The organism is Pseudaquabacterium terrae (assembly GCF_013266755.1).
Taxonomy (GTDB): domain Bacteria; phylum Pseudomonadota; class Gammaproteobacteria; order Burkholderiales; family Burkholderiaceae_C; genus Pseudaquabacterium; species Pseudaquabacterium terrae.
In genome coordinates, this window is record NZ_JABRWJ010000005.1 from 392,620 (window position 1) to 415,591 (window position 22,972).

General features: G+C 70.1%; 18 protein-coding genes. 8 read left to right on the forward strand and 10 right to left on the reverse strand.

The window, feature by feature from the left end:
- Nucleotides 1–92: 92 nt before the first annotated feature.
- A complete protein-coding gene (locus HLB44_RS17835) occupies nucleotides 93–1,694 on the forward strand; it encodes a WS/DGAT/MGAT family O-acyltransferase (protein ID WP_173124970.1) in 1,602 nt (533 codons plus the stop codon).
- Here the strand turns inward: HLB44_RS17835 and HLB44_RS37285 are convergent.
- The 5 genes from HLB44_RS37285 to minC all read right to left on the reverse strand — a co-directional run bounded on the left by HLB44_RS37285 (nucleotide 1,675) and on the right by minC (nucleotide 5,063).
- Nucleotides 1,675–2,328 (reverse strand): PEP-CTERM sorting domain-containing protein, encoded by a 654-nt coding sequence (locus HLB44_RS37285; protein WP_173124972.1) that lies wholly within the window; start codon nucleotides 2,326–2,328, stop codon nucleotides 1,675–1,677. The genes HLB44_RS17835 and HLB44_RS37285 overlap by 20 nt on opposite strands.
- 194 nt (nucleotides 2,329–2,522) lie before the next feature.
- Nucleotides 2,523–3,161, reverse strand: coding sequence for a GDSL-type esterase/lipase family protein (locus HLB44_RS17845; RefSeq protein WP_173124974.1), 639 nt, complete (start codon nucleotides 3,159–3,161; stop codon nucleotides 2,523–2,525).
- A gap of 9 nt (nucleotides 3,162–3,170) precedes the next feature.
- Nucleotides 3,171–3,437 (reverse strand): cell division topological specificity factor MinE, encoded by a 267-nt coding sequence (gene minE, locus HLB44_RS17850; protein WP_173124976.1) that lies wholly within the window; start codon nucleotides 3,435–3,437, stop codon nucleotides 3,171–3,173.
- Nucleotides 3,438–3,442: 5 nt separating this feature from the next.
- Nucleotides 3,443–4,258: a septum site-determining protein MinD gene (gene minD, locus HLB44_RS17855; RefSeq protein WP_173124978.1), complete on the reverse strand. Its 816-nt coding sequence runs from the start codon at nucleotides 4,256–4,258 to the stop codon at nucleotides 3,443–3,445.
- A gap of 28 nt (nucleotides 4,259–4,286) precedes the next feature.
- Nucleotides 4,287–5,063 carry a septum site-determining protein MinC gene (gene minC / locus HLB44_RS17860; RefSeq protein WP_173124980.1) on the reverse strand — a complete coding sequence of 259 codons (777 nt, stop codon included), beginning with the start codon at nucleotides 5,061–5,063 and terminating at the stop codon, nucleotides 4,287–4,289.
- 190 nt (nucleotides 5,064–5,253) lie between these two features.
- On the opposite strand from minC, the gene HLB44_RS17865 reads away from it, so the two are divergent.
- Nucleotides 5,254–5,718, forward strand: coding sequence for an FKBP-type peptidyl-prolyl cis-trans isomerase (locus HLB44_RS17865; protein WP_173124982.1), 465 nt, complete (start codon nucleotides 5,254–5,256; stop codon nucleotides 5,716–5,718).
- A 162-nt stretch (nucleotides 5,719–5,880) separates the two neighbouring features.
- A complete protein-coding gene (locus tag HLB44_RS37895; protein ID WP_173124984.1) occupies nucleotides 5,881–7,803 on the forward strand; it encodes a methyl-accepting chemotaxis protein in 1,923 nt (640 codons plus the stop codon).
- On the opposite strand, the gene HLB44_RS17875 is transcribed toward HLB44_RS37895, so the two are convergent.
- From HLB44_RS17875 to HLB44_RS17890, 4 genes are read right to left on the reverse strand one after another with little or no spacing between them, the layout of a single operon-like run.
- Nucleotides 7,800–8,372 carry a methylated-DNA--[protein]-cysteine S-methyltransferase gene (locus HLB44_RS17875; protein ID WP_173124986.1) on the reverse strand — a complete coding sequence of 191 codons (573 nt, stop codon included), beginning with the start codon at nucleotides 8,370–8,372 and terminating at the stop codon, nucleotides 7,800–7,802. The two genes, HLB44_RS37895 and HLB44_RS17875, sit on opposite strands and share 4 nt — an antisense overlap.
- Before the next feature lie 10 nt (nucleotides 8,373–8,382).
- The gene (locus HLB44_RS17880; RefSeq protein ID WP_173124988.1) at nucleotides 8,383–8,997 is read right to left on the reverse strand and encodes a LysE family translocator; all 615 of its coding nucleotides are present in this window, start codon (nucleotides 8,995–8,997) and stop codon (nucleotides 8,383–8,385) included.
- Nucleotides 8,998–9,052: 55 nt separating this feature from the next.
- Nucleotides 9,053–9,838, reverse strand: coding sequence for a spermine/spermidine synthase domain-containing protein (locus HLB44_RS17885; RefSeq protein WP_246312321.1), 786 nt, complete (start codon nucleotides 9,836–9,838; stop codon nucleotides 9,053–9,055).
- Nucleotides 9,835–10,320 (reverse strand): DNA-deoxyinosine glycosylase, encoded by a 486-nt coding sequence (locus HLB44_RS17890; RefSeq protein WP_246312322.1) that lies wholly within the window; start codon nucleotides 10,318–10,320, stop codon nucleotides 9,835–9,837. The genes HLB44_RS17885 and HLB44_RS17890 overlap by 4 nt, the downstream gene beginning before the upstream one ends.
- Nucleotides 10,321–10,384: 64 nt before the next feature.
- Here HLB44_RS17890 and HLB44_RS17895 point away from each other — a divergent pair, with 64 nt between their 5' ends.
- Both HLB44_RS17895 and HLB44_RS17900 read left to right on the forward strand, forming a co-directional pair.
- Nucleotides 10,385–11,194 carry a mechanosensitive ion channel family protein gene (locus HLB44_RS17895; protein WP_173124992.1) on the forward strand — a complete coding sequence of 270 codons (810 nt, stop codon included), beginning with the start codon at nucleotides 10,385–10,387 and terminating at the stop codon, nucleotides 11,192–11,194.
- Between the two features lie 2 nt (nucleotides 11,195–11,196).
- Nucleotides 11,197–13,317, forward strand: a complete 2,121-nt coding sequence (locus HLB44_RS17900; protein ID WP_173124994.1) for a TonB-dependent receptor family protein — start codon at nucleotides 11,197–11,199, stop codon at nucleotides 13,315–13,317.
- Between the two features lie 22 nt (nucleotides 13,318–13,339).
- On the opposite strand, the gene HLB44_RS17905 is transcribed toward HLB44_RS17900, so the two are convergent.
- Nucleotides 13,340–15,415, reverse strand: coding sequence for a PQQ-dependent dehydrogenase, methanol/ethanol family (locus HLB44_RS17905; protein ID WP_173125580.1), 2,076 nt, complete (start codon nucleotides 15,413–15,415; stop codon nucleotides 13,340–13,342).
- Between the two features lie 182 nt (nucleotides 15,416–15,597).
- On the opposite strand from HLB44_RS17905, the gene HLB44_RS36780 reads away from it, so the two are divergent.
- The 3 genes from HLB44_RS36780 (at nucleotide 15,598) to HLB44_RS17920 (ending at nucleotide 22,932) form a co-directional block, all read left to right on the forward strand.
- Nucleotides 15,598–16,782 carry a helix-turn-helix domain-containing protein gene (locus HLB44_RS36780; RefSeq protein ID WP_217283707.1) on the forward strand — a complete coding sequence of 395 codons (1,185 nt, stop codon included), beginning with the start codon at nucleotides 15,598–15,600 and terminating at the stop codon, nucleotides 16,780–16,782.
- Between the two features lie 297 nt (nucleotides 16,783–17,079).
- A complete protein-coding gene (locus tag HLB44_RS17915) occupies nucleotides 17,080–17,856 on the forward strand; it encodes a hypothetical protein (protein WP_173124996.1) in 777 nt (258 codons plus the stop codon).
- 72 nt (nucleotides 17,857–17,928) lie between these two features.
- The gene (locus HLB44_RS17920) at nucleotides 17,929–22,932 is read left to right on the forward strand and encodes an RHS repeat protein (RefSeq protein WP_173124998.1); all 5,004 of its coding nucleotides are present in this window, start codon (nucleotides 17,929–17,931) and stop codon (nucleotides 22,930–22,932) included.
- The last annotated feature ends 40 nt before the right edge of the window (nucleotides 22,933–22,972 follow it).

The following is a 22,972-nucleotide window of genomic DNA, read 5'->3' on the forward strand; positions in this document are numbered from 1 at the left end:
TTGCGAAACTCATCACCTGACGTTGACCCGAGTGGACGCCCCCGGCCGGCCGCGCGACATTCGGCATCAGATCATTCCCTGGGAGCGGCATCATGAAAGACCTGAAGCACCTGAGCATCGTCGACGGCGCCTTCCTGCACCTGGAAACGCCGGAAATGCCGATGCATGTCGGCAGCCTGCATTTGTTCGAGCTGCCCGAGGGCTACCAGGGCAACTGGTACGAGGACGTCAAGGCGCACGTCACCAGCCGCATGCACCTGGCGCCGGTGTTCACGCGCAAGCTCGCGCTGATGCCCTTCGACCTGGCGAACCCGGTGTGGATCACCGACGAGGACATCGACCTCGACTACCACATGCGCTATCTGGTGCTGCCCAAGCCCGGCACGCTGGAGCAGCTGCACACGCTGGTCGGGCGGCTGCATTCGATGCTGCTCGACCGCAGCCGCCCGCTGTGGGAGTTCTACGTCATCGAGGGCCTGGCCTCGGGCCAGATGGCGTTCTACGGCAAGGTGCACCATGCGGCGATCGACGGCCAGGCCGGCGTGATGCTCGGCCAGAGCATCTTCGACCTGACGCCCGAGCCGCGCAAGGTGCGCCCGCCGCGGCCGCGGCGCGGCAGCCGCTACCAGCTGGGTTTCGCCGAGATGCTGGCCGCCGGGCTGGAGAACCAGCTGAACCAGGTGCTGCAGCTCGGCAAGCTGGTGCCGGGGCTGGCGCGCTCGCTGGCGAGCACGGTCGGCGAGACGCTGCGCGGCCTGCGTGCACCCACACCACCGGGCACCCAGGCCGGCAGCAAGCTCAAGCTCGCGCCGCCGACGCCCTTCAACCACTCGATCACCAACCAGCGCGCGTTCAGCGGCGTCACCCTGCCGCTGGACGACACCAAGCGCATCGGCAAGGCGCTCGGCGCGTCGATCAACGACATGGTGCTGTGGCTGTGCGCGACCGCGCTGCGCGGCTACCTCAACGATTCGCGCGAGCTGCCGGACAAGACGCTGGTCGCGATGGTGCCGATCTCGCTGCGCGAGCAGGGCGACGCGACGATGAACAACCAGGTCGCCGGCACCGTGATCGACCTCGGCACGCAGCAGGCCGATCCGCTGCAGCGGCTCGAGGTCATCCGCGCCGGCACCGCGGCGATGAAGAAGCAGATGGGCACCTGGGGCGGCGTCGTGCCGACCGACTTCCCGTCGCTCGGCTCGCCGTGGCTGATCAGCGGGCTGGCGTCGCTGTACGGCCGCTCACGGCTGGCCGACCGGCTGCGCTTCGCCAACGTGACGATCTCGAACGTGCCGGGCACGCCGGTGCCGGTGTACCTGGCCGGCGCGAAGATGCTCGACCACCTTCCGGTGTCGATCGTCGTGCACGGCGTGGCGCTGAACATCACCGTGCAGAGCTACATGGGGCAGCTGTGCTTCGGGCTGATCGCCTGCCGGCGCGCGGTGCCCGACATCGACGAGCTCGGCAAGCAGCTGCAGCGGGCCTTCGAGACGATGCTGAAGCTGCCCTTGCCCGAGGCCAAAGCCGCAGCGATCCCACCTGCCAGCGTGGAGAAGCTGCCCGCGGCCGCCGTGGCACCGGCGAAGAAGCGCCGGCCGGCGCTGCCGAAGCCGGCGCGTCAGGCCGCCGCGGTGGTGCCGATCAAGGCCCCGGCCGCGGCGAAGCGCGCGCGCGTCAGCGCCGGCGGCGGCTGAGCCCCAAGCCCAGCAGCGCGAGGCCGGCGAGCGCGAAGCTGCCGGGCTCGGGCACCGCCTGCGCGGCGTGGAAGCCTTCGATCAGCACCAGACCGCCGGCGGCGTTCATCGTGCCGAGGTCGAGCTCGAAGATGCCGCCCTGCTCCCAGCTGATGGCTTCGAAGGCGTAGACGCCGGCGGCCAGCGTGAAGAGCGCCGACGTCGTCAGCGTCGGCGCCGTGTCGCTGTCGAAGGTGATGACCTGCTCGCCGCCGATCGTCAGGCGCAGGCCGTCGTCATGGATGCCACCGAAGCGATAGTCACCGGCCGCGAGGTCGATGTAGCCGCTGACGCGCACCGCGAACTGGTCGGCGCCGGCGAACGGCACCGTGGCGTCGTCGATGCCGACGGTCGAGCGGAACTCGGTGTGCGTGTCGACGACCGTGAAGCCGCCGGTGCCGTTGAGCGCGTTCAGCGCATCGGCGATGCTGTGCGGGCTGGTCGTGACCTGGACCCACTCGACCTTGAAGCCCGGCGAAAGCGCCGGCGCCGGTGCCGTCGGGACCGGCGCGGCCGTCGCCGTCGCTGCGATCGCGCAGAAACCCATGCTGAGCGCCGCCCGCGCGGCCGCTCCGATCAGGTGATTGCAAACCATGTACTGCTCCTCCGGCACCCTCGCCGTGGGCGGCGCAAAGCAAGACCTGTGCACATCACCCACGAGCGTTCGCAAGTGGTTGATTTGCAAAGAGATCGACCCGACGGGTGGCACCCCACGGCTGCGGCACGCGGCATGCTGTCAGGTCGCCCGACAGGGTAGATTTACTCTATTGGCAAACGCCGCCGCGACGACTACCGCAGCCCCATCTCGCGCGCCGCCGCCGCCAGCCGTTCGGCGAAATGCCGGTAGCCCGCTGCATTGGCATGGATCTGGTCCGAGCGCAGCCGCGCATCCGCCAGCACTTGCGACCACCCTTCGCGGTGCAACGGCAGCGACAGCGCGTCGGCGGTCTCGGCGTACATCGCATGGTCGGCGAGGCTGCCGCTGAACGCCGCCGACACCGACGGCCGCGGCACGGCGATCAGCAGCACCTGCGCGCCGGCGGCCCGCGCCAGCTCGCAGATGCGCCGCAGGTTGGCGCGGGTCGTGTCCTCGGGCAGGCGGCGCAGCAGGTCGTTGCCGCCGATGCCGACCAGCACCAGCCGCGGCGCATGCTCGGCGAGCAGCGCCGGCAGCCGTTCGAGCGCCTGCGCCGAGGTGTCGCCGGGCACGCCGGCATTGACCACCTGCCAGCCGCTGAGCTGTGCGAGCTGCGCCGGATAACTCTCATCCGGTGCGGCCCCGGTGCCATGCGTCAACGAGTCACCGAGCGCCAGCACGACGGCGCCGGCCGGCACCGCCGCGACCTTCGGACCCTTCTTGCGGCCGCAGCCGGCCGCGAGCAGCAGCGCCCCCGCGGACACGGCCTGCAGCAGCGCACGGCGCGACATCGGCGCTTGTCAGCGAACGATGCCGTCGGGCAGCTCGATCTTCACTTCGAGCACCTCGAGGTTGTCCTGCTTCTCGAGGTGCACCTTGATGTCGCCGGGCTTGATCGACACGTACTTCGAAATCACCGCGATCAGCTCCTGCTGCAGCTGCGGCAGGTAGTCGGCACGCGAGCCGCCGCGGCCCGAGCGCTCGTGCGCGAGGATGATCTGCAGCCGCTCCTTGGCGACCGTGGCGGTCTTCTTCTTCTCGCCGAGCAGGAAGGAGAGCAAGGACATCGTGCTCACCTCCCGCCGAACAGGCGCTTGAGGAAACCGGGCTTCTCGAAGTCGACGAAGCGCATCGGGATGCTCTCGCCGCAGAAGCGGCCGACGATGTCCTTGTAGGCCTCGCTGACGTCGCTGCCCTTCAGGTGGATCGCCGGCACGCCCTGGTTCGACGCGTCGAGCACGCTCTCGCTCTCCGGCACCACGCCGATCAGCGGGATGCGCAGGATCTCCTCGACGTCCTTCAGCGACAGCATCTGCCCGCCTTCGACGCGGCTCGGGTTGTAGCGGGTGATCAGCAGGTGCTCCTTGATCGGCTCCTTGCCGTCGATCGCACGCTTGGTCTTCGACGACAGCATGCCGAGGATGCGGTCGGAATCGCGCACCGACGAGACTTCCGGGTTCGTCACCACCAGCGCCTCGTCGGCGAAGTGCATCGCCATCAGCGCGCCGGTCTCGATGCCGGCCGGCGAATCGCAGACGATGTACTCGAAGCCCATGCCGGCCAGGTCATTGAGGATCTTCTCGACGCCGTCCTGCGTCAGCGCATCCTTGTCGCGCGTTTGCGAAGCGGCCAGGATGAACAGGTTCTCGCACTGCTTGTCCTTGATCAGCGCCTGGTTCAGGTTCGCCTCGCCGTGGATCACGTTGATCAGGTCGTAGACGACGCGACGCTCGCAGCCCATGATCAGGTCGAGGTTGCGCAGGCCGACGTCGAAGTCGATCACCGCGGTCTTGTGGCCGCGCAGCGCGAGGCCGGCGGAAAAGCTCGCGCTCGTGGTCGTCTTGCCGACACCGCCCTTGCCGGAGGTGACGACGATGATCTTGGCCATCGGTTGAATCCTTTCGAAACGGGTGAAGCTATGCCGTCAACGGCTCGACGCGGATGCGTTCGCCGTCCAGCCGCACGACGGCCGGCTTGCCGAGCACTTCGGCCGGCAGCGCGGTCTCGGTGGTGCGGTAGATGCCGGCGATCGCGACGAGCTGCGGCTCGAGGCAGGTGCTGAAGATGCGCGCCGAGGTGTCGCCGCGCGCGCCGGCGATCGCGCGGCCGCGCAGCGGCGCGTAGACATGCACATGGCCGTCGGCGATGACCTCGGCGCCGAAGCTGACGACCGCGGTGACGATCAGGTCGCCGCCCTTGGCATACACGCGCTGGCCCGAGCGCAGCGGCTTGTCGACGATCATCGTCGGCACCGGCGCGCCGGGCACCTCGCGCAGCACCTCGATCTCCTTGACGATCTCCTTGACCACCTCGACCTCGCGCACCACTTCGGTGAGCGGCGGCAGGGTGGTGCGTTGCGGGGCTGCGGCATCGAGCGCCTCGGCGAGCCCGGCGGCGCGCGCGGCCGCCGTCTGCACGGCATTGCCGCCCTGCACCGCGATCGGCACCAGGCGATGGCGGCGCAGGCAGGCCAGCAGCGCGTCGAAATCGATCGCCGCCGCGGCATCGTCGCGCAGCGGGCTCAGGTCGAGCACCAGCGGATCGTCGTCGAAGAGTCCCGGCGCCTCGGCGACCCGCGCGGCCAGCGCAGCGGCGAAGGCCGCGAGGTCGGTGGTCTGCAGGCGCAGCGCGGTCAGCGTCCAGGCCGTGCTCTTGAGATCGAAGGGAGGGGATGCCGAAATGACGAAGGCCATTGAAAACGCGGGACGACTGCGGAGCGCGGCGGACTGGTCCGGAGGCCCGGACAGCGCGAAGGCCGCAGTGTATCCGGCCACCCCGGCCGGCCCTCGGCGCGGTCCTCCGGGATATCCCCGGAAACGCAACCGGATGCGATGATCGCGCCCCCCAACGTGACCTATCGCGACTCGCCCACGGAGACACGACTTGAAGCATTTGATTGCCCTCGCCACTGCCGCCCTGCTCCCCGCCATCGCATGGGGACAAGCCGCATCGGCCCCGAAGGCCCCAGCCAACGAAGTGGTCGCCAAGGCCGCCAAGGAGCCCGACGCCGTGCTGACCGACTCCGGCCTCGTCTTCCGCTCGCTCACCGAGGGCAAGGGCGCGAGCCCGAAGGCCACCGACGTCGTCAAGGTGCACTACCGCGGCACCTTCCCCGACGGCAAGGAGTTCGACAGCTCGTTCTCGCGCAATGCGCCGGCCGAATTCCCGCTCGACCGCGTGATCAAGTGCTGGACCGAAGGCGTGCAGCGCATCAAGGTCGGCGGCAAGGCAAAACTGACCTGCCCGCCGGCGATCGCCTACGGTGAGCGCGGCACGCCGGGCGGCCCGATCCCACCGAACGCAACGCTGCAGTTCGAGGTGGAACTGCTCGAGATCAAGGCGCGCTGACAGGGCCCACTTGCCGCTCCCCGACGCGACCTGTCGGGAGTTCTCGCCACTTCGTTTCAAGCCGCAGCCCGAGTGCAATAACACCATCAAGCGCGGCTCGTCCCCGGCCGACAAGCCAGCCAACGGCGGTGAATCCATCGCCATCAACGGGTGCGAGGAACCATGAAACAGTGGCTGGCCGATCTGCGGCTGCGCAACAAATTCCTGCTGGTCGCCGCATTGGCGATGGCCATGTCGGTGCTGCCGACGACGATGGCGGTGCGCGACCGCCTGGCCGCACTGGACACCGCGCGGGCCGAGGCCGCCGGCATCGCGCCGGCCGGCGCGCTGCTGAAGCTGCTGCGGCTGACGCAGCAGCACCGCGGACTGTCCGCGAAGCTGCTGGCCGGCGACACGGCCGGCGCCGGCGCGCGCGAAGCCAAGCAGGCCGAGGTGAACCAGGCGCTCGACGGCGCGGCCAAGGCGCTGGCCGCCTTCGGCGTCCAGGCCCGCAACGACGACGCGCAGCGCCTCGGCCAGCAATGGCAGGCGCTCGCGCAAGCCGTCGGCGGCAAGGCGCTCGACGCGCGTGCCAGCTTCGACCGCCACGGTGCGCTGATCGATGCACAGCTCGACCTGTTGCGCTCCATCGTCGACGACTCGACGATGGCGCTCGACCCCGAGGCCGCGACCTACTACAGCATCGCCGCGTCGCTCGAACACCTGCCGCGGCTGACCGAATCGCTCGGCCAGCTGCGTGCGCTGGGCAGCGCGGCGTTGCAGCGCCAGTCGGCGAGCACCAACGATCGCGTGCGCATCGACAGCCTGGCGAGCACGGTGCGCCTGCACCAGCGCAACGCGCGCCACGCCTTCGACCGCATGGCGCAGAGCGACGCAGCGCTCGGCCAGCGCATGGCCGCGCCGCTGGGCGCCGCTCATGCGCAGGCCGACGAGGCGCTGGCGCTGGTCGAACGCGCGCTGCTGCGCGCCGAAACCTTGTCGATGCCGGCGGCCGCGTACTTCGCAAGCCAGACCCAGGCGATCGACGCGCAGTTCACGCTGATCGATGCCAATTTCACCGAGCTGGCGCAGGCCCTCGAAGAGCGCACGGAGGTCGACGTGCAGGCGCTCTGGTGGCTGGGCGGGACGCTGGCGCTGCTGTGCGCGGCGGCCTGCGCGCTGATCGGCGTGATCACCGCCAGCGCCTCCCGCGGCCTGCAGTCGGCTCTGGCGGTGGCGCGCACCGTCGCCGCCGGCGACCTGCGCTCGCGCATCGTCGTCGAGTCGCGCGACGAGGTCGGCGAGCTGCTCGGCGCGCTGCAGGCAATGAATGACAACCTGGTGCGCGTGGTCGGCGACGTGCGGCTCGGCAGCGAGCAGATCGCCACCGGCGCCGGCCAGATCGCCGGCGGCAATGCCGACCTGAGCCAGCGCACCGAGCAGCAGGCCGCGAGCCTCGAAGAGACCGCGGCGTCGATGGAACAGCTCGGCGCCTCGGTGCGGCAGAACGCCGAGGCTGCGCGCCAGGCGGCGCAGGTCGCGCAGGCGGCCAGCGAGGTCGCGCGCCGCGGCGGCGCGGCGATGGCCACGCTGGTGCAGACGATGCAGCGCATCAGCGCCGACAGCCGCCGCATCGCCGACATCAACGGCGTGATCGACGGCATCGCGTTTCAGACCAACATCCTGGCGCTGAACGCCGCTGTCGAGGCGGCGCGCGCGGGAGAGCAAGGCCGCGGCTTCGCGGTCGTTGCCGCCGAGGTGCGCAGCCTCGCGCAGCGCAGCACGCAGGCCGCGCGCGAGATCAAGTCGCTGATCGAGGCCAGCGTAGCGCAGGTCGATGTCGGCCTGGGCCAGGTCGACGGCGCCGGCACGACGATCGCCGACATCGTCGCGCAGGTGCAGCGCGTCGACACACTGATCGGCGAGATCGGCAGCGCGACGCAGCAGCAGGCCAGCGGCATCGGCCAGGTCGGCGAGGCGATGCACCAGCTCGACCAGGTGACGCAGCAGAACGCCGCGCTGGTCGAGCAGGCCGCGGCCGCCGCCGGTTCGCTCGACCAGCAGGCCGAGCGGCTGCTGCAGACCGTCGGCGCGTTCCGCCTCTAGAAGAGCGTGGGTTGGTCGTCGGGCGGCGCGGCACCCTCGATGACCAGCATCTTCAGTTTCGTCGCCGCGCCGCCGTGCGCCGAGAAGCCGCCGTGGCGACCGCCGGCGGCCAGCACGCGGTGGCAGGGCACGACGGGCGCGAACGGGTTCGCGCCCAGCGCCTGGCCGACGGCGCGCGCGGCGCCCGGCTCGCCGAGCTGCTGCGCTATATCGCCGTAAGTGAGCGTCCTGCCGGGCGGAATCGCCAGCGCCGCGCGGTACACGCGTTGGTGGAAATCGGACACGCCGCGCCAGTCGAGCCGCGTCTCGGCCAGGTCGCGCACCTCGCCGCGCAGCAGCGCCTGCACCGCCTCGACCAGCGCCTGCCACTCCGGCGGCGGCGGGCACTCGGCCAGGCGCGGAAAGCGGCGCTGCATGCGGACACGCGTCGCCGCCTCGTCGGCCTGCGGCAGTTGCGCCCCGCGCAGCCCGGCGTCGCCCCAGGCGATGCCGCAATGGCCGATCGACGTCTCGAACAGCGCCCAGCCGCCGACCGACTGCGCACCGGGTGCAGCGTCCGGCAAGCTCATCGCGGGCGGCTCAGCGAGAGAGTGCGAGCTTGACGCCGAAGCCGAGCAGCAGCGTCCCGGCGGCGCGGTTCATCCAGCGCGTGATGCGCGGGCTGCCCTGCAGCGCGCGCGCGAAGCGGCGCGTCAGCAGCACCACGGTGGCGCAGTAGAGCAAGGTCAGCGCGGCGATCGTCGCCGCCATCACCGCGAAGGTGACGACACCCTGGTGCTGCGCCGGGTCGACGAAGAGCGGGAAGAAGGCCATGTAGAAGACGATCGCCTTCGGGTTCAGCAGCGTGATGCCGAGCGCCTGGCGGAAGTACTGGCCGGCATGCATGCGGATCACCGGCCGGTCGCCCGGCTTGGCGGTGATCATGCGCAGTCCCAGCCACGCGAGGTAGCCCGCACCCAGCCATTGCACCGCGCCGAAGACCAGCGGCCAGGCGGCCAGCAGCGCCGCGACGCCGGCCACCGCCAGCCACATCAGCACCTGGTCGCCGGCGATGACGCCCAGCGTCGCCGCCAGGCCGCCGCGCACGCCGCCCTTGCCGGTCGAGGTGATCAGCGCCAGGTTGCCGGGGCCGGGAATCGCGAGGAAGACGATCACCGCGATGACAAAGGCGCCGTAGTCAGCCACACCGAACATGTTGAACTCCCCTTCGCGATCCTCGAGCAGCGAACGATGATGCCACGCGGCCGCATCACCGCGGTGGCGTCGGGCCGTACGGCCGCACCAGCCGCAGCCACTTGCGCGCCGGCAGCCCGGTGCGGGCCTCGATGGCCTCGGCGCGGGCAGTCAGCGCCGCGCGGTCGGGCACCTCGACGCCGCGTGCGGCGACGACGATGGTGTTGCCTTCGCGCGTCGGTGCCAGCTGCCAGACCTGGGTCGCGCCGAAGGCCCCGGCGATCAGCGCGGCGCTGCGCTCGAAGCTGGCGTCGCGGCCGAACAGGTTGACGGTCATCAAGCCGCCCGGCGCCAGCACACCGCGGCATCCGGCGTAGAACTGTTCGTCGTCGAGCACCGGCGCCGCGGCCTCGTGGTCGTAGAGGTCGACGCACAGCACGTCGGCCGTCTGCAGGTTCGTGGCATCGCCGACCCAGGCCGCGGCGTCGCCTTCGAGCACCGTCAGCCGTGCATCGTCGGCCGGCAGCTGGAACCACAGCCGGCAGGCGGTGATGACGCTCGGGTTCAGCTCGACCACCGTCGTCTTCATGCGCAGCACCTGGTGCGTGAAGCGCGTGATCGCCGCGCCGCCGAGACCCAGCTGCACCGCATGGCCGGCAGCCAGCGTGTCGGTCGGCCGCCACAGCATCCAGGCCATCATGCGCTGCACGTATTCGAGCTCGATCTGCCGCGGCTTGCGGATGCGCATCGCGCCCTGCACCCAGGGCGTGCCCAGGTGCAGGTAGCGCACGCCGTCGAACTCGGAGATCGTCGCGCCGGCCAACGTGGTCTGCAGGCGTTTCCTCATCGGTGGACGGGTCATGCCAGGCCGTGTCGTTCGAAGACGGCGCGCCACGCCGCGAGCTTGCGCTCGAACGACCAGCTCGCATTGGCCGGGCTGGTCGACGGCAGCCGGTACACCGGCAGCCCGAGCGCGCTGGTGACGCGGGCAAAGCGCGCCGATTCGCCGCCGTTGTGCGCCACCGCCTCGAGCGCCGGGCAGCGTCGGCTCAGCCCGGGTAGATCGTTCGGCACCGCGGCCTCGATCGCGCTGTCCAGGCTGCCTTCGCGGCGGCAGCTGGCATAGACATCCCACAACGCCAGGCCGCGCCGGCGCAGCTCGGCCAGGCGCTCGCGGTACGGCCAGTCGGCGAGCGGCACGCCCCACAGCGTGCCGACGATCGGCCAGAACTGGTTGCGCGGATGCGCGTAGTACTGGCCGGCGGCCAGCGATGCGGCGCCCGGAAAGCTGCCCAGCACGATCAAGCGGCTCGCACGCGACAGTACCGGGCTCAGACCGACCAACGCGTTGTCACCATCGCAGGGCTCTGCAATGATCGAATCGGGTCGCCAATCAGGAGGAGTGTTCATGTACGTGGAAACGGTCGTCAATTTTCTCAGCACCGAGGGCGCCGAGTTCGCGCTGAAGATCCTCGGTGCGCTCGCGGCCTGGATCATCGGCCGCTGGATCATCGGGCTGGTGCTGCGCGCCTTCAACATCGCGGTCGCGCGCGGCAAGCGCATCGATGCGACGCTCGCGAAATACCTGACGTCGATCATCAGCGTCATGCTGACCATTGTCCTGGTGCTCGCGATCCTGGACATCTTCGGCGTGCGCACCACGTCGTTCGCCGCGCTGCTGGCCGGCGCCGGCCTGGCGATCGGCACCGCCTGGGGCGGGCTCTTGACGCACTTCGCGGCCGGCGTCTTCATGCAGGTGCTGCGGCCGTTCAAGGTCGGCGACTTCGTGCAGGCGGGCGGCGTCACCGGCACGGTGCACGAGGTCGGCCTGTTCGGCACGACCATCGTCACGCCGGACAACGTGCTGACGATCGTCGGCAACAACAAGGTCTTCTCCGAGAGCATCCAGAACTTCTCGGCGCTGCCGCACCGGCGCGTCGACTGCAACGCGAAGATCGCCAACGGCGTCGAACCGGCCGACGCGATCGGGCGGCTGAAGGCCGCGGTCGCGCAGATTCCGAACGTGATGACGAGCCCCGCGCCGGACGTCGAGATCCAGAGCTTCACGCCCGAAGGACCGTTGCTGTGCGTACGGCCCTACACCCACACCGATCACTACTGGCAGGTCTACTTCGACACGCACAAGGCCATCGCGACCACCTTCGGCGCCGCCGGCTACCCGGTGCCGGAGACGCCGCTGGCGCCGCGCACGCGTTGACGATGCGCCGCCCCCGCCGCCTCGTCCTCGCGCCGCTGGCGCTCGCCGCGGCTGCCGCCGCCGCGCAGCAGCCGCTGCAGACCGTCGTGATCACCGGCTCGCCGCGCGCGCAGCAGGCGATCGATGCGCCGTATGCCATCAGCGTCGTCGACGCCGACACGCTGCGCGACGCCGGGCCGATGATCAACCTGTCCGAGGTGATGGCGCGCGTGCCGGGCCTGGTCGTCAACAACCGCAACAACTACGCGCAGGATCTGCAGATCAGCGCGCGCGGCTTCGGTGCGCGCGCGGCCTTCGGCGTGCGGGGGCTGCGCATCTATGCCGACGGCATCCCGGCCACGATGCCCGACGGCCAGGGCCAGGTCGCGCACCTCGACCTCGCCGGCGCCGAGCGCATCGAGGTGCTGCGCGGGCCGTTCTCGGCGCTGTACGGCAACAGCTCGGGGGGCGTGATCGCGCTGTTCACCGCACCGGTGCGGCGCAACGAGGCCGAGGCCGCGCTCGATGCCGGCAGCTTCGGGCTGCGGCAGGCGCGTGTGGGCATCGCCGCGAAGCTCGGCGAGGCGCTCGATGTGCGCGCCAACGCGGGCGTCGTCGACAGCGACGGCTTCCGCCCGCAGAGCGCCGCGCACCGCACGCTCGGCAACGTCCGCCTGGGCTGGAAGGGCGAGCGCGACAGCCTGGTGCTGCTGGCGTCGGACCATCGGCAGCGGGCGCAGGACCCGCTGGGGCTGACGCGCGCACAGCTCGATGCAGACGCGCGCTCGACGACACCGCAGGCCTTGCAGTTCGACACCCGCAAGACGATCGCGCAGACGCAGGCCGGGCTGCAGTGGCGGCACCGCTTCGGCGGCGGCGCGCCCGACGAGGCGGGCCTGCGCGAGAGCACGCTGATGGTCTACGAAGGCCGGCGCGCGGTGACGCAGTGGCTGGCCATCGCGCCGGCAACGCAGGCGCCGCCGCGCCACGGCGGCGGCGTCGTCGACTTCGAGCGCGACTACCGCGGCATCGAGGGGCGGCTCGCGGGGCGCATCGGCGGCGCCGATGCGGTGGTTGGCGTCAATGCCGAATCGCAGGACGACGACCGCCGCGGCTACGAGAACTTCTTGCGCGACGGCAAGGGCCAGCCGCTCGGCTTCATCGGCCTGTTGCGCCGCGACGAGCGCAACCGCGCTGACACGCGCGAGGGCTTCGCGCAGGCCAGCGTGCCGTTCGGCGAGGCTTGGGCGCTCAGCGCCGGCGTGCGCAGCGGCCGCGTCGTGCTGCGCGCCGACGACCGCTACCTCAGCAACGGCAACGACTCCGGCCGGCTCGAGTACCGCTACACCAACCCGGTGCTCGGGCTGCGCTGGACCGTGCGGCCCGGCTGGGTGCTGCATGCCGGCGCGGCGCGCGGCTACGAGTCGCCGACGCTCGGCGAGCTGGCCTACCGGAGCGACAGCGCGGGCGGCTTCAACGATCGGCTCAAGGGCCAGTCGAGCCGGCAGCTCGAGCTCGGCAGCAAGCTGCGCGGCCGTGGCCTGGAGCTCGATGCGGTGGTGTTCGGAATCGACACGCGCGACGAGATCGGCGTGCTGACGAACGCCGGCGGCCGCTCGAGCTTCCAGAACACCGGCCGCACGCGGCGCCATGGCGCCGAGCTGGCGCTCGGCTGGCAGATCGACACGACGTGGAAGCTGCAGCTCGCCGCGCATGCGCTGCGCGCGCGCTACCGCGACGGCTTCCTCACCTGCAGCGGCGTGCCGTGCACCGCGCCGACGCTGCCGGTCGCCGCGGGCAACCGCATCGCCGGCGCGCCGGCCGGCGGCGTCCACACCGAGCTGGCGTGGCGTCCTGCCGCGCTGCCCGGCGAGTTCGCGCTCGAGTGGCGCGCGCTCGGCCGCACGCCGGTCAACGATGCCAACACCGAGTTCGCCGGCGGTTATGCGCTCGTGAACCTGCGCTGGAGCCACCGCGTCGCGGTCGGCGCCGCCGACACGCTGGAGCTGCTGGCGCGCATCGACAACGCGGCCGACCGCCGCCATGCCGGCAGCGTCATCGTCAACGACGCGAACGGCCGCTTCTACGAGCCCGGCGCGCCGCGCAGCGTGTTGGCTTCAGTGCGCTGGCGGCATACCTTTTAGGCGTTAGGGGCGCCAAACATTCCTACTTCGGCCGCACCGCGTCGGCGGTGCCCTGGATGAAGGCCTTCAGCTTGTCGACGTCCTCGGCCGCGAGCTTGCCGGTGAAGTCCGGCATGCCGTTGTTCGTGAGCGGGCCCTTGAAGATGAACTTGTCGAGGTTCGAGATCACCTCGGGTGCCGAGTAGCCGAGGTTCGGAATATTGCCGCCGCGGTCGACGCCCGGCACGCCGTGGCAGAACACGCAGTTGCTGACGAACAGCGCCGTGCCCTCCTTGTAGTGCTCGGGGTTGTACTTCACGCCCTGCAGCAGCGCGCCGAGCTTGTACTGCACGAAGTCCGGCGCCTTGGCGGTGCCGCCGACCGCGAAGGTGTAGACGGTGCCCGGGCCCTGGCGCTCGGTGGCGCGCGCGGCCAGGCCGTAGACGCCGCCCCAGCCGACCGCGATCGAGACGTACTGCTTGCCGTCGACGAGGTAGGTCACGGGTGCGGCGACCACGCCGGTGCCGGTGGGCGTCTCCCACAGCTTCGCGCCGGTCGCCGCGTGGTAGGCGACGAAGCGGCCGTCGGCGGTGCCCTGGAACACCAGGTCGCCGGCGGTCGTCAGCGTGCCGCCGTTCCACGGCGAGACATGCTCGTGGCGCCACGCCTCCTTCTGCTGCACCGGGTCCCACGCGACGAGGCGGCCGTAGGGCGTGCTCTTCGGCGGCTCGACATTCGCGAACATCGCGAGGTTCCACCCCACGCCGCTGTGCGGCTCGCCGGGGCGCACCGCGTTGTGCTTCCAGTCCTTGTTGTCCATCAGGTTGACCGGAATGCCCTGCACCGGCAGGTACACGAGCCCGGTCTTCGGGTTGAAGGACATCGAGTGCCAGTTGTGCGCGCCGAAAGCGCTCGGAATGATCTCGCGCGGGCGGTCGGCGACGCGGGCGATCTCGGTCTCGATCGGCCGCCCCTTGGCGTCGTAGCCGCTGGCCCAGTTGACCTCGGCGAAGGGCTTGGCCGAGATGAACCGGCCGCTCTTGCGGTCGATCACGAAGAAGAAGCCGTTCTTCGGCGCATGCAGGATCACCTGGCGCGGCTTGCCGTCGATCTTCAGGTCGGCCAGGATCATCGGCTGAGTCGACGTGAAGTCCCAGTTGTCGCCCGGGGTCTCCTGGTAGTGCCAGACGTATTTGCCCGTGTCGGGATTCAGCGCGACGATCGACGCGAGGTACAGGTTGTCGCCGCCGGCCGGGCTGCGCTTGGCACGCGCCCACGGGCTGCCGTTGCCGGTGCCGATGTACATCAGGTTCAGCTCGGGATCGAAGGCCATCGTGTCCCACGCGGTGCCGCCGCCGCCGGCTTCCCAGTACTTGCCCGCCGGGTCCCAGGTCTTCGCGGCCTTGGCCATCGCCTCGTTCTCGAACGGCTTGCCCGGGTCGCCGGGCACGGTGAACCAGCGCCACGCCTGCTTGCCGGTGCTCGCGTCGTAGGCCGTGATGTAGCCGCGCACGCCGTACTCGGCGCCACCGTTGCCGATGATCACCTTGCCCTTGAAGACGCGCGGCGCGCCGGTGATCGTGTACGGCCGGCTGCGGTCGATCAGCGTGTCCTGCTCCCAGACCTTCTGGCCGGTCGCCGCATCGAGCGCGATCAGCCGGCCGTCGTAGGCGGCGACGAAGACCTTGCCCTGGTACAGCGCGACGCCGCGGTTGACGACGTCGCAGCAGCCCTTGAAACCTTGCGTGCGGTCGACCAGCGGATCGAAGGTCCACAGGCGCTGGCCGGTGCGCGCATCGATCGCGTGCACGATGCTCCACGAGGCGGTGGCGTACATGATGCCGTCGACCACCAGCGGCGTCGCCTCGACGCCCCGCGTCGATTCCAGGTTGTACGACCAGACCAGGCCGAGCTGCTTGACGTTGTCGGCATTCACCTGCGCCAGCCGCGAGAAGCGCGTCTCGGCGTAGTCGAGGCCGTGGCTCGGCCAGTCGGCACCACTCTTCGCGTTGTTGCGGATCGTCGGCCCGTCGATGGCCTGGGTCACCGCGCGGATGTGCCCGGCGCTGCCCTTGGCGGGCTGGGCATGGGCGGCGGCGGCGATCGCGGCCGCCAGCATGGCGCCGAGCGCCGCGGCGCCGTACCATCGGGCCCGGCCATCGGATTGCAGATCAAGCTTCACGGTGTCTCCTCGGGCTCAGGGGGTCGCGGGGCACGCGCCCGCAATGCGAAGCTTCGGCGCTGCAGGGCCTTCCGTCCAATCTCGGGGAACCCCGTAGCGAAACTGTTCTGTCCCGGCACATGCACAACGGCACCGCCACCCTCCGCACCCTGCCCTGGCATCCCGCGACGCCGAGCGAGCCGCAGCAGCTCGCGTTGGCGCGGCAGCGTTTTTTCGCCGAGGGCATGAACCCGGCGGGACAAGTGGCCGAGGCGGTCTGGCGGTCCTGGCAACGCTGCGTGCAGAAGGGCCTGCGGCCCGAGCGCTCGCCGAGCTTCGAACCGGTCAGCCGCAGCCGCATCAGCTACCTCGCCGCGCGCGACCACGCGCTGCTGAAAGCGGCCCGGCAGCCCTTCGACGAGCTGCAGGCCGCGGTGGCGCGCAGCGGTTGCAAGGTGTTGCTGGCCGACCGCGACGGCGTGCTGCTGCGCGTGACTCCGGCGCCGCGCGCGGACGGCCCGGTGATGCACGCGGCCTGCCGCGTCGGTGTCGACCTGCGTGAGAGCCTGATCGGGACCACCGCGCCGTCGCTGGCGGCGTACGCCGGCGGCAGTTGCACGGTGCGCGGCGGCGAGCATTTCCACGATCTGCTTGGCCACGTCCATTGCGCGGCAGCACCGATCCGCAACCGGCACGGGGCCGTTGTCGCGGTGCTCGACTTGTCCATCGAAGGGCAGCCCTTCGGCTTCGATGCGCGCTGGCTGGTGCAGACCTATGCCGGCACGATCGAGGACCGGCTGCGCATCGCGCAAACGCGGCAGCAGGTGCTGCTGCGGCTGCACAGCGCGCCGCATGCGCTGCAGGCGCCGGGCGCCGGCCTGGCGGCGGTCGACGAAGCGGGCCGCATCGGCTGGCTCAATCCGGCGGCGGCCGGGCTGATCGGCGTCGATGGCGCCGACGCGCGCCCGTTCCGCGTCGAGGCCCTGCTCGGCTGCAGCGTCGAGCATCTGCTGGAGATGACGCACAAGCGGGAGCCGCATCCGCAGCTGCTGCCGAACGGATTGACGGTGTGGCTGCAGGCCGAATTCCGCCCGCTCGGCGACAACGACGACGACGACACCGGCGTCGTCACCCCGGCTGCATCGGCAGCGGCGCCCGCCGCCGAAGCGACGGCGCCGGCGTCCGAACCGCCCGGCACCCTGGCTCAACTCAGCCGACAGCTGGTCGATCAGACGCTCGCGGCGTGCGATGGCAACGTCTCGCGCGCGGCGCGCCGCCTCGGCGTCTCGCGCGGGCTGCTGTATCGGCGCTTGCGCGCCGGCTGACGAGGCTTTATTTCGAGCCCGGCGCGCCGCGCAGCGGGCTGCTCTCACTGCGCGGCGGCACGCCCTCTGAACGACGGCGCGGACCCCACTCATTCAAGGGGCGGGTCGGCAAGAGGCCTCCCATTGGCCGCCGTCCGAACGGGAAAAACTGCACGCTCTGCGGCCCAAGCCGGTTGCTTTTGATCGGTCAACGTCTATTGTTGTTAGGTTCGAAACAAGAGGTTGGGCGGGCGGCGCCAGCAGACGCGGCTCGATGATTCGCTGACAGCGGCTGTAGTGCTTGAGCGGAGGGTCGAGATGAACGCACTGTCGAGATTCCTGTGCCGGGGCGTCGGCGTGATCGCCGCGCTGCTCGGGTTGTCGATGCAGGCGGCGCTGGCGTCGATGGTCAGCGTGTCGATCTCGCAGCTGATGATCACGCCGGGCGCCGGCACGCTGGTGATCGATCCCTGGACCGCCAATGCCAGCGCGGTCGCGCACAACAGCCTGGGCGAGGTGGACGGCAGTTTCCATCCCGGTCCGCTGCTGGCGAACGCCAGCAGCAGCATCGGCTTCGCCGACGCCAGCGGCCACGCCTCGGCCGCCGACCTGCTCGCCAGCGCGTCCGGCAACATCGACCTGATCCCCGGCTCCGCGGCCGACACCACGGCGCTGGGCGCACTGTTCACCCGCTTCATGATCACCGGCGGCACCGGCAGCGTCGACGTCAAGTTCTCGATGCAGGTCGACGGGCACCAGGCCGGCTCGACCGGCGCCTTCGGCCATGTCGACATCAACTCACTGATCGCCACCCTCGAGCTCGACGGCGCTTCGGTGCTGTTCCTGCACAACCCGATCACGGCCGGTGCCAACGCGAGCTTCGACGTCACGACGTCGACGACGCTCAGCGCCACCGTGAGCCTGAACTTCGACACCGAGTACCAGCTGTTCGCGCTGGCCGATGGTGAGCTCGGGGAGGGGGAGACACCCGAGCCGGGTACGGCGGCGCTGGTGCTCGCCGCAGCGGTCGGCAGCACGCTGGCAAGGCTGCAAGCGCGCCGTTCGCGCGCCGGCGTGCGCCACGCGCACGCCTGACCTGCAACTCCCTCCGAACCGACGTTTCATCCGCCGCCGCGGCCCCGAGCTGCGCGCGGCGAGGAGGCGGCCATGCAAACCACGCCGCGGCGCTCGTTGCCGACCCTCGTCCTGTCGTTCCTGATCCTCGTGTCGTCGCTGCTGGCGATGCCGGTCGGCGCCGAGCCGTATGGGGACGACCCGCCGCCGCGCTGCGACTGCGGCGCCTGCCAGACTGAATCCGGCACCAGCGACTGCAGCAGCAGCGAAGGCTGCCTCTGCGGCGGCAGTTCGATGAGCCGCAGCGAGGGCAACCTGTCGCAGGGCGTGCCCGGCCCGGCGCTGCGCGGCGGCAGCGGCTCGGTGCCGCGCTTCGCGCTGCAGTACGACAGCTACAACGCCGACACCTCGCGCGCACGCTTCGGCACCGTGCTGGGCATCGGCTGGACGCACACCTTCAATGTCTTCCTCTACAGCGTGCGCGGCCACCTGTTCCGCGTCGATGCCGATGGCCGCATCACCAAGTTCGCGCTCGGCCCCGGCGGCAGCTTCAGCGCTTCACCCGGCCACTTCGAGACCCTCGTGCAGCAGCCCGGCGGCTTCGTGCTGTCGCGCAAGGACGGCACCGTCTACCGCTTCGGTCCGCTCGCCGCATCGAGCTTCATGCCCGGCACGCCGGTGGCGCTGCTGCAGAGCATCACCGACCGCAACGGCAACGTCACCGGCTTCAGCTACAGCGGCTCGCTGCTGACGCAGCTCACCGACCCGTACAACCGCACGCTGCTGTTCACCTACAACGCGCAGGGCAAGGTGCAGAGCATCACCGACCCGCTCGGCCGCGTGACCACGTTCATCTACGACTCGAGCGGCGCGCAGCTGCAGCAGGTCGTCGATCCGCTCGGCCACGCCACGCGCTTCACCTACAACACGCTGTTCCAGCTCACCCGCAAGACCGACCGCGACGGCCGCGTCACGACCTACCGCTACGCCAATGGCCGGCCGGTGGGCATCACCGACGGCACGGGCGGTGCGCACTTCACGCTGTCCAACCCCGGCAACTGGGCCGTCGACGCCACCGTGCTCGCGCAGCAGATGCTGCGCCGCTACATCCCCGCGACCACCACCAAGACCGACGGCCGCGGCCAGCTCTGGAAGTACGACTACGACGCCAACGGCCACATCCTCAAGGCCACCGCCCCGGACGGCACCTTCAGCAGCACCAGCTACGACCCCGCCACGCTGATGCCGGCCACGCGCACCGATGCCAACGGCAATACGACCAGCTACCAGTACGACAGCCGCGGCAACCTGACCCGCGTGACCAACCCGCTCGGCCACGTCACCACCTACACCTACGAGCCGGTCTTCAACCAGATGACCAGCCGCACCGATGCCAACAACCGCATCACCAGCTACGAGTACGACAGCCGCGGCAACCGCATCAAGGAGACCGACGCCGCCGGTGCCACCCGAACCTGGAGCTACGACAGCCGCGGCAACGTGACGAGCGAGACCAACAAGAACGGCCACACGACCCACTACCTCTACGACAGCAACGGCAACCGCAACCAGATCACCGACGCGCTCGGCAACCTCACGACGATGAGCTATGACGCCGTCGGCAATCTGCTCACGCGCACCGACGCCAACGGCCACACCACCAGCTACGCCTACGACGCGCTCGACCGCCTGGTCACCACCACCGATCCTGCCGGCAAGACCTCGCTCGCCGCCTACGACCACGAAGGCCACCGCACGCAGGTCACCGACCGCAACGGCAACCCCACGCAGTACCAATACGACCAGCGCGGACGGTTGATCAAGACCACCGACGCGCTCGGCCACACCGTCACGCAGACCTGGGACCGCAACGACAACCTGGTCTCGCGCACCGACCAGAACGGCCGCACGACGATCTACGCCTACGACGTTCAGAACCGCCGCATCCGCAGCACCGACGCGCTGCTGCCGGTGCACAACGTCACGACGATGACCTACGACCCGGTGGGCAACAAGCTCACCGACAAGGATGCCCGCGGCCACGTCAGCAGCTACCAATACGACGCGCTGAACCGGCTGGTGCGTCGGACCGATGCCGAGGCCAACGTCACGCAGATCGCCTACGACGGCGACGTGGTCTGCCTGGCGATCGGCTGCCCGACCAAGGGCTCGTCCAAGGTCACGAAGCAGACCGACGCCGAAGGCAAGGTCACCTACTTCAAGTACGACGCGCTCGACCGCCTGACGACGCAGATCCGCAAGCAGACCGACTCGGTCGACGTGATCGACGCCGACGACGCCGTCACCCGCAGCACCTACGACGCGCAGGGCAACCGGTTGACGCTGGTCGATCCGAACGGCAACTCCACCAGCTACAGCTACGACGTGCTGGACCGCCAGGTCCGGATGGCGGTGCGCGTCGACCCGCTGACCGAGGACATCACGCTGACCAGCTACGACCCGGTCGGCAACATCAGGACGATGACGGCACCGAACCTGAACGTCACGACCTACACCTACGACGTGCTGGACCGCCGCATCCGCGTCGACGACTCGGTCGGCCTGGTCGGCACCGCGATCTACGACAACGTCGGCAACCGCCTGAGCCAGCTCGACGGCAACGGCAACGGCTCCGTCAACGCGTACGACGCACTGAACCGCATCATCAAGGTCACCGATGCGCTCGGCCACCCGACGCACTACGCCTACGACCCGGTCGGCAACCTCGTGCAGGTGACCGACCGCGCCGGCATCGTCACCGGCTTCGGCTACGACGAGATCAACCGGCGCACCGGCATGACCGAGGCCATCGGCACACCGGTGCAGCGCAGCACCGGCTACCGCTACGACGCGGTCGGCAACCTGAGCCGCGTCATCGACGCCAACGGGCGGGCGACCGACTACGCCTACGACAAGGTCAACCGGATGGTCCGCGAGACCTATGCCGACAGCCGGATCCGGCGCTTTGCCTACGACCGCGTCGGCAACCTCAAGACCCGCACCGACCAGAAGGGCCAGGTCACGAACTACCTGTACAGCGACCTGCACTACCCGACACGGCGTGACTATCCGGTCAGTGCCGATGACATCATGAGTTATGACCTCGGCGGCCGCGTCTTGAGCGCCGAGCGCGGCGGCTGGCTCGTCAGCTTCGCCTACGACGGTGCCAACCGCATCACGCAGACGGTTCAGAACGGCAAGACCATCGCCTACAGCCACGACATCCCCGGCCGCACGCGCCGCATCACCTATCCCGGTGGCCGCATCGTCACCGAGACCGGCGACCTGCGCGGCCGCCTCGAGCGCATCGACGACGCGCTGGCACCGCAGCCGATCGCGCGCTACAGCCACGATCCGGGCGATCGCGTGATTTCGCGCATCTACCGCAACCAGACCGCGGCGCGCTACGACTACAACGCGAACAACTGGATCCTTTCGCTGAACCACGTCAACGCCGGTTTGCTGCGGATTGCCGGCTTCGGCCACGCCTACGAGAACGAGGGGCACAAGCACTTCGAGAACAAGCTGCCCGACCCGGCGAGCTCGCAGACGCGGTCCGAGGCCTACAAGTACGACAGCCTGTACCGGCTGATCGACTACCAGGTCGGCACGCTGATCGGCAGCAGCGTGCCGGTGCCGCTGACGCAGACGCAGTACGCACTCGATGCGGTCGGCAACTGGAACGTCAAGACCCGGGATGCCGTTGCAGAGAGCCGGACGCACAGCGTGACGAACGAGATCACGCAGATCGGCGCTGTGCCGGTGATGTCGGACCTCAACGGCAATACCAACGAGGACGCGCTGTACCGCTACGACCACGACGAGGAAAACCGCCTCGTGCGCGTCAGCCGCAAGTCGGACCAGCGCGTCATCGGCCGCTACGAGTACGACGCGCTGGGCCGCCGCATCAAGCAGCTCAGCGATGCGGCCACGCCGTCGAGCCTGCTCGAAGTGCGCTACTTCTACGACGAGGCGCGCCTGCTCGAGGAACAGGACGCCGCCGGCGCGACGCGCGGGACCTGGGTCTACGGCAGGCAGCTCGACGAAGTGCTGACGATGGAGCGCGCTGGCCAGACGCACTATTACCACCAGAACAGCCTGGGCTCGGTCGCCGCGGTGACCGACGCCGCGGCCGCTGTGATCGAGCGTTATGCCTACGACGCCTACGGCCTGCCGGCGGTCTACGACGGCAACGGCAACGCCATCGCAGCAAATCCCTGGGGCACGCCGCACAGCACGATCGGCAACCCGTGGTTGTTCACCGGCCGGCAGTTCGACGAGGAGTCGGGCCTGTACCACTACCGCGCCCGCACCCACGATCCGCTCAAGGGTCGCTTCCTGCAGCGCGATCCGCTGTACGACGAGATCAACCTGTACCAGTACGTCGGCAGCAGCCCGCCGAACTACACCGACCGCTATGGCCTGTTCATGTACGTGCAGAACGCCGGCTTCACCGACCTGAGCGCGCCGTGCGTGCCGCCGCGCCGGCTGTGCGCGGACTACGCCTGGAGCTGGCGCTTCGAGCTGTTCACCTACACGCCGATCGGCCCGCTGGTCTCCGGCCGCGTCGTGCTGCCGATCGTCGGCACCGAGCTGCAGTGGAACCTCTGGATCCAGCATGTCGACGCCGACTGGAGCTGCCGCTCCTGCGACCGCCGCTTCGCGCGCGATGGCGACAGCTTCGCATTCTGGGAATGGTTCAGCACGCGCGGAACCGGGCCGGTGCCGGCCGGTGCGCCGCCGCCGGTGGTGCGGCTGCCGTTCGGTTTCCCGCCGCTGCACCGCACCTACTTCGGCAACGACACGCATGCGAACGCCTACAGCTCGTTCAACGATTGCCAGTGCACGTGCCGCGAGCGGCGCGACATCACGTCCTACCTCGGCTTCACGCTGGGCGCGGTGCATGACGACTGGGGCATGCTCGCCTGGGGTGCGCGCAACGTGCCGCCAGGCATGAACGAGATCGCACCGGGCGTGCCGCGGCCGCTGCGCGGCATCGGCATCCCGATCCCGGAAACCCGGCACAAGTGGGGCCTGCGGGTCGGCTGCGCCCTCGGAGCCTGCTTCGAGACGGGGCACTACGGCACCACGCCGTGACATCGGGAGCCGGCGAGCGCGCCGCGCTCGCCGGCACCGC

What these genes read in the sequence shown, in the direction of transcription:
- HLB44_RS17835 (WP_173124970.1), top strand. Translation starts at nt 93, where the DNA reads ATGAAAGACCTGAAGCACCTGAGCATCGTCGACGGCGCCTTCCTGCAC.
- HLB44_RS37285 (WP_173124972.1), bottom strand. Translation starts at nt 2,328, where the DNA reads ATGGTTTGCAATCACCTGATCGGAGCGGCCGCGCGGGCGGCGCTCAGC.
- HLB44_RS17845 (WP_173124974.1), bottom strand. Translation starts at nt 3,161, where the DNA reads ATGTCGCGCCGTGCGCTGCTGCAGGCCGTGTCCGCGGGGGCGCTGCTG.
- minE (WP_173124976.1), bottom strand. Translation starts at nt 3,437, where the DNA reads ATGTCCTTGCTCTCCTTCCTGCTCGGCGAGAAGAAGAAGACCGCCACG.
- minD (WP_173124978.1), bottom strand. Translation starts at nt 4,258, where the DNA reads ATGGCCAAGATCATCGTCGTCACCTCCGGCAAGGGCGGTGTCGGCAAG.
- minC (WP_173124980.1), bottom strand. Translation starts at nt 5,063, where the DNA reads ATGGCCTTCGTCATTTCGGCATCCCCTCCCTTCGATCTCAAGAGCACG.
- HLB44_RS37895 (WP_173124984.1), top strand. Translation starts at nt 5,881, where the DNA reads ATGAAACAGTGGCTGGCCGATCTGCGGCTGCGCAACAAATTCCTGCTG.
- HLB44_RS17875 (WP_173124986.1), bottom strand. Translation starts at nt 8,372, where the DNA reads ATGAGCTTGCCGGACGCTGCACCCGGTGCGCAGTCGGTCGGCGGCTGG.
- HLB44_RS17880 (WP_173124988.1), bottom strand. Translation starts at nt 8,997, where the DNA reads ATGTTCGGTGTGGCTGACTACGGCGCCTTTGTCATCGCGGTGATCGTC.
- HLB44_RS17885 (WP_246312321.1), bottom strand. Translation starts at nt 9,838, where the DNA reads ATGACCCGTCCACCGATGAGGAAACGCCTGCAGACCACGTTGGCCGGC.
- HLB44_RS17895 (WP_173124992.1), top strand. Translation starts at nt 10,385, where the DNA reads ATGTACGTGGAAACGGTCGTCAATTTTCTCAGCACCGAGGGCGCCGAG.
- HLB44_RS17900 (WP_173124994.1), top strand. Translation starts at nt 11,197, where the DNA reads ATGCGCCGCCCCCGCCGCCTCGTCCTCGCGCCGCTGGCGCTCGCCGCG.
- HLB44_RS17905 (WP_173125580.1), bottom strand. Translation starts at nt 15,415, where the DNA reads ATGCTGGCGGCCGCGATCGCCGCCGCCGCCCATGCCCAGCCCGCCAAG.
- HLB44_RS36780 (WP_217283707.1), top strand. Translation starts at nt 15,598, where the DNA reads ATGCACAACGGCACCGCCACCCTCCGCACCCTGCCCTGGCATCCCGCG.
- HLB44_RS17915 (WP_173124996.1), top strand. Translation starts at nt 17,080, where the DNA reads ATGAACGCACTGTCGAGATTCCTGTGCCGGGGCGTCGGCGTGATCGCC.
- HLB44_RS17920 (WP_173124998.1), top strand. Translation starts at nt 17,929, where the DNA reads ATGCAAACCACGCCGCGGCGCTCGTTGCCGACCCTCGTCCTGTCGTTC.